We start from the raw sequence: 7,880 nt of genomic DNA, 5'->3' as shown, positions 1-7,880 counted from the left end.
TGGGCAGAAGGAGGCCAGCTCCGAGTTGCTCGCCGCCATCTGTGACGCACTGGGAGTACGGCTCGCGGACCTGCTGCGCGAGGTGAGTGAGGATCTCGAACTCGCCGAACTGGCGGTGGCCGCGCGGGTCGGCGCGCCCACCGTGGTGGTTCCCGCCCGCGCCGCGGTCGTCGACCGGGCGGCCTGAGTTGCGCGTCCGGCGTCTTCCGGTGCCCTGCCACGTCGGCTGTCCCGTTCACGTTGGGGGTCTGCTCCGTTCATGACGTGCGCTCCGTTCATGATGTAGGTCCCGATGAGGTAGGTCTCGATGTGTGTCTCGTTCGCGATGTCGGGCTGTGCTGGACGTCGGGCTGTGCTGGACGTCGGGGTGTTCTGGACGTCGGGTGTTCTGGTCGCATACGGATCTCTTCACGGGGCACGCCGCAGGGAGCAGATGTCTCCGGCGTGAGAGAGGTCGAGTATGAGTGCCATCCGCAGCCCGCTGTCCGACGGGGCACGAAGTGTCACCGGTGAGGCCCTCCAGGGCACGTTGATCGACCTGATCGACCTGTCCCTGTCCGCCAAGCAGCTGCACTGGAACGTCACCGGGCGCACCTTCCGTAGTGTGCATCGCCAACTCGACGAGGTTGTCGATCTGGCGCGTCGTTACGCGGACGCCACCGCCGAACGTGCCGTCGCGATCGGGGTCAACCCGGACGGTCAGTCCTCGACGGTCGCCCGAAGCACCCACCTGCCGGGAGTGGAGGTGGGGTACATCCCGGATGAGAAGGTGATCCGGCAGACAACCGAGGTCCTCGCCGGGGTGGTCACGAGGATGCGTACCCGCATGGACGCGACCGAGAAGGCCGACCCGGTCACCCAGAACCTGATCATCGAGATCGTCCACGACCTGGAGGAGCAGCACTGGATGTTCCAGGCGATGGTGTGAGTCCCGCGCCGGGGGCGGTTTGCCCTCCCCGAAAGGGCCCTCCCCCGAAAAGGGTTGTCTGGTGGCGGATGGCGGACCCCTCCGCGACTCTCCCGAGATAGTTCTCGTGGCGCAGGTTGGTGTCGATCGTCGTTCCCGGGCGGACTCCCGGGCATGGCCCGCAGGGAAAGAAGATCACGTGAATACCCCCGCGTGGCCGGAGGACGACGACGGCTGGTCGGAGTGCCGGCTGGTCCAGGTGTGCAAGAGCTGCAACGGATTGGGCGAGCTGCTGGTGGTCTTCGCCACCATGCGCGGCGGCTTTGTGCCGGCCTGCCGGACGTGTCTGGTCTGCGCGGGACGCGGCCGCACGGCGCTGCAGCCGCCCGTCTGAGTCCGCCGCGGGGTAACCGCCGCGGCTCCGGCGTGCGACGATCGATGTATGGCGAATGTCGTCCGCAAGATCTACCGCTATCTGTCGGCCTCGGCGAACCGGAAGTTCGATGAGAAGGCTGACCCGCGGGTGCAGATCGACCAGGCCATCATGGAGGCCCGGCAGCAGCACGAGGCGCTGGTCCAGCAGGCGGCGCTCGTCGTGGGTAACCAGCGTCAGCTGGAGATGCGCATGGCACGCCAGGTGGACGAGGTCGCGAACCTCACCGAGTCCGCCCGCTCCTCGTTGCTGCTGGCTGACAACGCGCGAGCGGCCGGCGACCTGGTCACCGCGGCTGGGTACGAGGAGACGGCCCAGGCATTCGCCAGCCAGCTGGTCTCGGCGGAAGCATCGCTGGAGGACCTGAAGAACCTGCACCGCCAGGCCGCCGCGTCCGCCCAGCAGGCCCGAACCGCGGTCGAGGACAACACCGTGCGGATGCAACGCCATCTCGCCGAGCGTGCCCGCCTGCTGACACAGATCGAGCACGCCGCCATGCAGGAGCAGATGACCAAGGCGATGGAGGGGATGTCCTCGCTCGCCCCGGCGGGGGACACGCCCACCCTCGGGGAGATCCGCGACAAGGTCGAGCAGCGCTACGCGGTCGCTCTCGGGCGCCACGAGCTCGCCTCCCAGGGGATGGAGGCGCGGATGATCGAGGTGCGGCGCGCGACCATGGACGCCCGGGCCTCCTCCCGCCTCGCCGAGTTGCGCGGTGACATGGCGGCCGGGGGCCAGCTTCCCGCTGGCGCGCCTGGTTCCGCGGCGTCGCCTGGTTCCGCGGCGTCGCCCGATTCCGCAGCCAAGCCCACCGGCGGTGGGACGCCGTGAGTCGGAAGGCGGACCGGCCGTGACCGGCTGGCCGGGTTGGGACGGGGCGCCGGGCGGGGCACTGCGGCCGGCGTTGCCGGACTGGGTGCGTGCCGATGTCGAACGCCGGTCGTTGCTGCGGACCGAACGGCGCGCCGGGCGTGGCGTCCGGTGGGCGCGTCGTCGGGCGGCGGTGACCGCCTTCGGATGGATCGCCGTGGCCGCGGTGACGCCGGTCGCCGCCGTCGTGGACGGCTGGGGTTGGCTGGTCGTGGGCGGTGCGGCGGTCATCAGGGCGGGTCTCGCCGGCTGGGAGACGGCCGTGATCCGGCGGGAGGACCGCGGGTTCGCCCTGCCGAGCGCTCCCGCTCCGCCTCCCTGGGCGTTGCGGCACTCGGCGGCCGCCGAGCCGTTGCGCCGTGGCGAGGCGGGTCTGGCGGCGCTCGTCGCGATGGCCCGGACGCTTGCTCCCGGTGCCGCCCGCGGCCCGGTGCGGGCGGCCGTGGCCGGCGCCGCCGATCTGGTGGACGGGCTGCGGGTCACCGCCATGCGGGTCGTCGCGTGTGAAAGGGCGGCCCGAGCGGTGACGCATCCCGCTCGACGAGCCGAGATCCTGGCGACGAGGAAGGACCTGGTGGCCGAAATGTCGGCGTCGGTGGCCACTCTGGACGACCTGCTGGCAGCGGCCAGCGAGGTCGTGGGCACGGTGGTCGCGTCTTCGCCGGACCTGGCCCGACTGACCCAGCAGATCGAGGCTCTGCGTGGCTACGCTGCCGCACTGCGTGAAATTTCCGGTTGATCGCGGATGTCGACGGTGATCCCGGGTGTCGGTTGCCAGCGAAGATTTCAGTAAGGACCTGCGCTGAGCTGGACAGGGAAATCTGGTGATGAAGGTGTCCAGACAGCGGCCGCTGAGGTGTTGACAGTGCGGACCGCCGTATTCGGCGCGGACTCCGGTGCAGTCGTAACTGGTGCGGGGTTCAGACGAATCCGCGATTCAGGAGGCTGCTCAGCCAGACGTGGTCAGCCAGACGTGGTCACCACGTTCTCGATGCTGGGGGCCGTCGGCGCGGTGACCGGTCAGGGCGTGGCGACCATGCGGACGTGGCGCTTGTCGATAACCACGCCGGTGGGCAGGGTCCCGTCGGCCGTTCCGGCAGGATAGGCGGTGATGACGGGCTGGGCGGTGCGGTCGCGGTCGAAGCGGCGAATCTGCTCGACCAGCCGCTTGGCGAGCTGGGCGGCGGCGGGGCCGTGGCCGGTGGCGCCGAGTTCGTAGCGGCGTTCGCCGTCCGGGCCGGGATGGTCGACGGGGCGGGGCTTGGTGAGGTACGCCAGGGAGTCGCCCTCGACGATCGCGGGGGTGCGGTAGGTGAACGCGGGGCGGCAGATCCCGGACTCGATGGCCTCGTCTTCGGCTGCGATGCGGCAGGTGCCGGGTGAGGTGGCGGTCAGCCACAGCCAGATGTGGTCAAACGGCTCGTTGGCGACGACGGAGGCGCCGGACCACGCGGTGGTCTCGGGTCCAGTGAACACCTCGTGCAGGGCGGCCGGGGCGATGTTCTGGTCGGCATCCCAGTACAGCTCCACGTTGTCAGTGATCGTGCCGGTCTGCTCGCCGGTCGACACGATACCGATCATGGGAATGAACCCGCAGAGCTGGCTGCTTTCCGCCCGGAGATGGGTGTCCTGACGGGCGAAGGCGACACTGCGGGCCTGGCCCCGCCAGTGCAGCGGGACCATGAGCATACCGCCGGGGGCGAGTTGGTCGAACCAGGCCGGGGGCAGGTCCCACGGCCCGACCGTAACGATGATCTTGTCGTAGGGGGCGTGGTCCGCGTCGCCGATGGCGCCGTCGCCGGTGACCACCCGCACTCGGTCGTAGCTGGTCTCGGCCAGGGTGCGGCGGGCGTGGTCGGTAACGTCGGGGTGGATGTCGATGGTGGTGACACTGCCGCCGTCGCCGACGAGTCCGGCGAGCAGGGCGGCGTTGTATCCGGTCCCGGCCCCGATCTCCAGCACGCGGTCGCCGGGCTGCGGGTCGAGCTGACCGAGCATCATCGCCACCACGGTCGGCACGGAGATGCAACTGGCGGGCCGGTCTGCGCCGGGCCTGATGGTGATCGCCTTGTTGGCGTACGCCTCCTCGACCGAGGCTGCGGGAACGAACCGGTGCCGGGGAACGGCCCGAAACGCCTGCTCGATGCGCTCGGAGCGCAGGTGACCAGCGGTGCGGATGTTGCTGATCATCTGCTCGCGCAGGTCCTCGGGGCGGGTGCTGGTGGCGTTGGTCATCCGGTTCCTTCCGTGTGTGTACTTGCGGATACGGGCGAGTGCGTTGGTCCGGCCGCGGGCGGGACGGTGAGCAGGCAGGCGTCCCATCCGGTGCCCGGCGGCAGATCGGTGAGCGCGATTCCGGCGTCGCCTTCCAGCATCCCCCTCACCTCCGATAGTTTTCGGGCCGCCTGGGTGCGGCGGTGACGCCAGCGGTGTTCCAACCGGGACAGGACCTCGGCGAATTCGCCGCCGGGTTCGGTGTCGGCGAGCATCCGGCGGGAGACGTGCACCAGCCCGGCCCAGCCGTGGCACAGCGAGTCGTCGCCGAGTTGGGCGAGTTGAGCCTCGTCGGTGAGACACGCGACGAGCGTGGCCTTGGCGTCGGCCACCCTGTTCGGGGTGTCCAGTGCCTGGGCGGTCAGGTGGCGGGCGCGGGCCAGGCCGGGGGCGCCGTAGCACCAGGACAGGCGTTGCGGACCCGGCTGGTCGGCGGCGGCGTTGACCCATGCGCGGGCGGAGATCATGCCGGGCCACCAGGGGCTGATCACCGAGCCGCAGCGCCAGGAGTTGAGGAACCAGTCGGTGAGTCCGATCGCGTCGGCCTGTCCGGGCACGGTGATGCCGCCGATCATGGCGGAGGACAGCAGCGCCAGCGGTCCCGCGATGCCGTGCGCCATGCCGAGGTTGGCGTGGCCGCCGGGCCACCAAGGGTCGGGCTGGTCGGACGGCCCATTCGCGGTCCACCAGCCGGGCAGTGTGGCCCCGTCGACGGTGGTCCGGCCGGTCAGCCGGACCAGGTAGGTCAGTACGTCGCGTAGCAAGTCGCCGCCGGGGTGGCGCGGGTCGGCGTGGGTCGGCGTGGATGGCCTGAAGCAGGCAGACGCCGAGTCCGGTCAGCCCGTTGATCAGGTCGAACTCCCGCAGCGCGGGCAGTTCGCCGCGGTCGATCCGCTCGTGCGCTGCCTCCAGGCGGGTGCAAGTGATCGCGGCGATGTGCTCGTCGAGGGTGTGCAGTACGCCGGTGTAGACGGGCTGGCCGGCGGTGCGCAGCACGAACGCGACCGCCGGGGCGCCCCGGTACAGGCCGGCGCCCGTGTCCGCGGCCACGGGTTCGGCGGTCATAGCCTTGACCTATTGGTGGGCGGTGGCCCAGTCGCCGATCCCGGCGCGGGCATAGGCGATGTGCAGCAGCGCCAGCCCGGCGGCCCCGTCTGCCAGGGATTGACCCAGCCGGGTGCGGGATGGTGCTCGGGCGGTGGCGTGTACGGGTCGGTGTAGGTCACCGGGCACCACCGCTACGGCGGGCTCGCCAGGTGAGCGCGGCTTGCCGGGCCAGGCGGCAGCAGGTGCGTTCGCTGTCCCGGTTGATGCCGACGGCCCGGTTGTGGTGCATGTGCAGCAGCGACTCCAGCACCACGTCGGTGTTCGCCTCCGGTGGCAGCGCCTTGTGGTAGCTGGCCAGCGCGTCGGCGCGGTTGTCCCACGCCGGCCCGATGTCGACGGTCCAGCCGGACAGCGACCACAGCCCGGCCGGGTCGGTGACGAGCCGGGTCGCTCGCTCGGCCACCGCCCGGTCGAGGGCCGCAGCGGCAGCCGGGGCCGGGCGGGCGGCCAGCCAGTCCATCGCCTCGTTGGGATCGCCGAAGAACCCGCTGACGATGCCTACCATGTTCGCCACCACCAGCCCGAGGTCGACCTCGGTGGTGGGCTGGTGCCGCAGCAGGGCGGCCATGGTGGCGGAGTCGGCGGCGAAGACGTTCTCCGCGGCGTCCAGTGCCTCGCCGTGCCCGTAGCGGCCGATTTCCGGGGAGTAGGTGTCGATCACCAGCCGCCCGGCCAGTCCTGCTTGGCGCATCCGCTGCGCCCACTCCCCGACCGCGTTCGAGTACTGCGCGTAACAGTCGGGGGTAGTGCGCAGCCGCAGGCGCAGGTGGTCCGTCTCCTGTCGGCTGCGGTATCGCAGCCAGCAGGCCGCGGGTGTGTCGAGCGTGGCCAGCAGGCCGGGAAGCGCCTCGGCGACGATCTCGCCGATCCGTTCGGGATGGGTGAACAGCTTCGCCGAGAGCCAGGTGGCGTCCGGGGCGCCGGGCAGGTGCCCGTGTGTGTTCGTCACGACGGGTGGGAGGCCGTGCAGCGGGCCGGGTTCAGCGGGGCAGGTGGTGACCAGGGGCAGCGCGATTTCGTGGGCGTGGCCGTCGATCCACCCGTAGTCGGCCGCCGGGGTGGCCGCGTACAGGATCGCCTGGCCGTGCCGTTTGAGGTGGGCGTGCAGGAGGGTGGCGTGGGCGGGCTCGTTGAGGGTGAGGCGCAGCGTGCGGTCCGCGTCGCGGAGCTCGACCACGTCAGGGCAGTCCCAGCGGCGCCGCCACCGGTCGAGTACCTGCCTCCACTGGCCGGGACCGGCCTGGCCGGGTGGGAGGTCGTCGGGGGCAAGCCGCCACTGGGCCGGGGACAGGACGGTGCGCCGGTAGCGCACCCGTGGCAGGAACGGCAGCCGGACGCGCGGTCCCCAATCGAACTGGTACCAGGCGGCGGATAACGCCCGTGGCAGGTGCGCCAGGAACCGGGCCAGCGGCGGGGGCTGTTCGTCCAGTGCGAGCGCGTGGAACACCTGCGGCTCAACCACTTGACGACGCGAGATGCTGACCAGGTGCAGCCGGTCGCGGGTCGCGGTGATGGCCAGGTCGTCCATCGTGAGCAGGCTGTCGTCGCCGGGCTGGCGGTGTTCGCCCAGCGGGAGCACGTGGTCGAGGTAGGCCGGGACGCGGCAGGCGTTCTCCGCGTGCGGGTACAGCGGCCCGAAGGACATCTGCACCCGCAGCGCCCCGGCGGTGGCGGCGGGCAGTGCCCGGTACGCCCGCGCCGGGCCGGACCCGGTGGCCGTCGGGGTGAACCGGCTGGTGAGGGTGCCGGCGGAGCAGGCGGGCGCGACGGTGAGCAGGAAGTCGCCCCGATCCAGTGCTTGGGTGGTGGCGGCGTGGATGCGGGCGGACAACTCTACGTGCGGCGGGGATGTACCGGTCGTCAAACGTTTCGCCGGTCAGCTCGCCGATCACGTCGTCGGTCAGGATGATCTCGCGGGTGCCGTCGGCCATCGCCTGCCAGGCCAGCACCAGCAGCCGCTCGTCGCGTTCGGAGATCCCCGGTGGCGGCGTGGGCAGCACGCTCCCGCGATACCCCACCGGATACCCACGCAGTCGCACCTGAACGGCTCCCGCTCCGGGCCTGCACCGCGCCGTGCCGTGCCGTCACCAAACCGGGTCAGCTACTAAAACGTTTGGCTTCCTATTGAAATCTAGGCCGAAAATAGGATGTCATACTAAATCTTCGATGACACCCGACAGCGGGGACGGGCTGTCGTACCTCGTGTCGTGTATCAGGCGTCGTGTACCAGACCGGGTAGCGCCATCGGGTAGGTCGTCGAGACGTTCCGCCCAGTTCCTTCGTGTACCC

General features: G+C 70.8%; 8 protein-coding genes and 2 pseudogenes. 6 read left to right on the top strand and 4 right to left on the bottom strand.

Annotated elements, in window-relative coordinates:
* From AC08ON_RS01315 to pspM, 5 genes and pseudogenes are all read left to right on the top strand, one after another.
* Positions 1-187: pseudogene (locus tag AC08ON_RS01315) on the top strand (helix-turn-helix domain-containing protein); the annotation flags it as partial.
* 273 nt (positions 188-460) lie between these two features.
* The gene (locus AC08ON_RS01310) at positions 461-928 is read left to right on the top strand and encodes a Dps family protein (RefSeq protein WP_011437912.1); all 468 of its coding nucleotides are present in this window, start codon (positions 461-463) and stop codon (positions 926-928) included.
* 178 nt (positions 929-1,106) lie between these two features.
* Positions 1,107-1,301, top strand: coding sequence for a hypothetical protein (locus tag AC08ON_RS01305; protein ID WP_023840200.1), 195 nt, complete (start codon positions 1,107-1,109; stop codon positions 1,299-1,301).
* A 48-nt stretch (positions 1,302-1,349) separates the two neighbouring features.
* Entirely contained in the window at positions 1,350-2,171 is an 822-nt protein-coding gene (locus AC08ON_RS01300; protein ID WP_476606073.1) for a PspA/IM30 family protein, read from the top strand.
* Positions 2,172-2,190: 19 nt separating this feature from the next.
* Positions 2,191-2,949, top strand: coding sequence for a phage shock envelope stress response protein PspM (gene pspM / locus AC08ON_RS01295; protein ID WP_476606072.1), 759 nt, complete (start codon positions 2,191-2,193; stop codon positions 2,947-2,949).
* A 281-nt stretch (positions 2,950-3,230) separates the two neighbouring features.
* On the opposite strand, the gene fxlM is transcribed toward pspM, so the two are convergent.
* Both fxlM and AC08ON_RS01285 read right to left on the bottom strand, forming a co-directional pair.
* The gene (gene fxlM, locus AC08ON_RS01290; RefSeq protein WP_476606071.1) at positions 3,231-4,445 is read right to left on the bottom strand and encodes a methyltransferase, FxLD system; all 1,215 of its coding nucleotides are present in this window, start codon (positions 4,443-4,445) and stop codon (positions 3,231-3,233) included.
* Positions 4,442-5,248: a lanthionine synthetase C family protein gene (locus tag AC08ON_RS01285; protein ID WP_476606070.1), complete on the bottom strand. Its 807-nt coding sequence runs from the start codon at positions 5,246-5,248 to the stop codon at positions 4,442-4,444. The genes fxlM and AC08ON_RS01285 overlap by 4 nt, the downstream gene beginning before the upstream one ends.
* Before the next feature lie 37 nt (positions 5,249-5,285).
* Here AC08ON_RS01285 and AC08ON_RS01280 point away from each other — a divergent pair, with 37 nt between their 5' ends.
* The gene (locus AC08ON_RS01280) at positions 5,286-5,705 is read left to right on the top strand and encodes a hypothetical protein (RefSeq protein ID WP_476606069.1); all 420 of its coding nucleotides are present in this window, start codon (positions 5,286-5,288) and stop codon (positions 5,703-5,705) included.
* 1 nt (position 5,706) lies between these two features.
* Here AC08ON_RS01280 and AC08ON_RS01275 read toward each other — a convergent pair whose 3' ends face one another.
* Complete coding sequence (locus AC08ON_RS01275) at positions 5,707-7,455, bottom strand: lantibiotic dehydratase (RefSeq protein WP_476606068.1); 1,749 nt, start codon at positions 7,453-7,455, stop codon at positions 5,707-5,709.
* A gap of 46 nt (positions 7,456-7,501) precedes the next feature.
* Positions 7,502-7,591: pseudogene (locus AC08ON_RS01270) on the bottom strand (hypothetical protein); the annotation flags it as partial.
* Positions 7,592-7,880: the final 289 nt, after the last annotated feature.

The sequence above is a fragment of the Frankia sp. CoWAU3 genome, assembly GCF_977971855.1.
The sequence above is the reverse complement of the archived record's forward strand: the minus strand, read 5'-3'. Positions and strand labels throughout refer to the sequence as shown.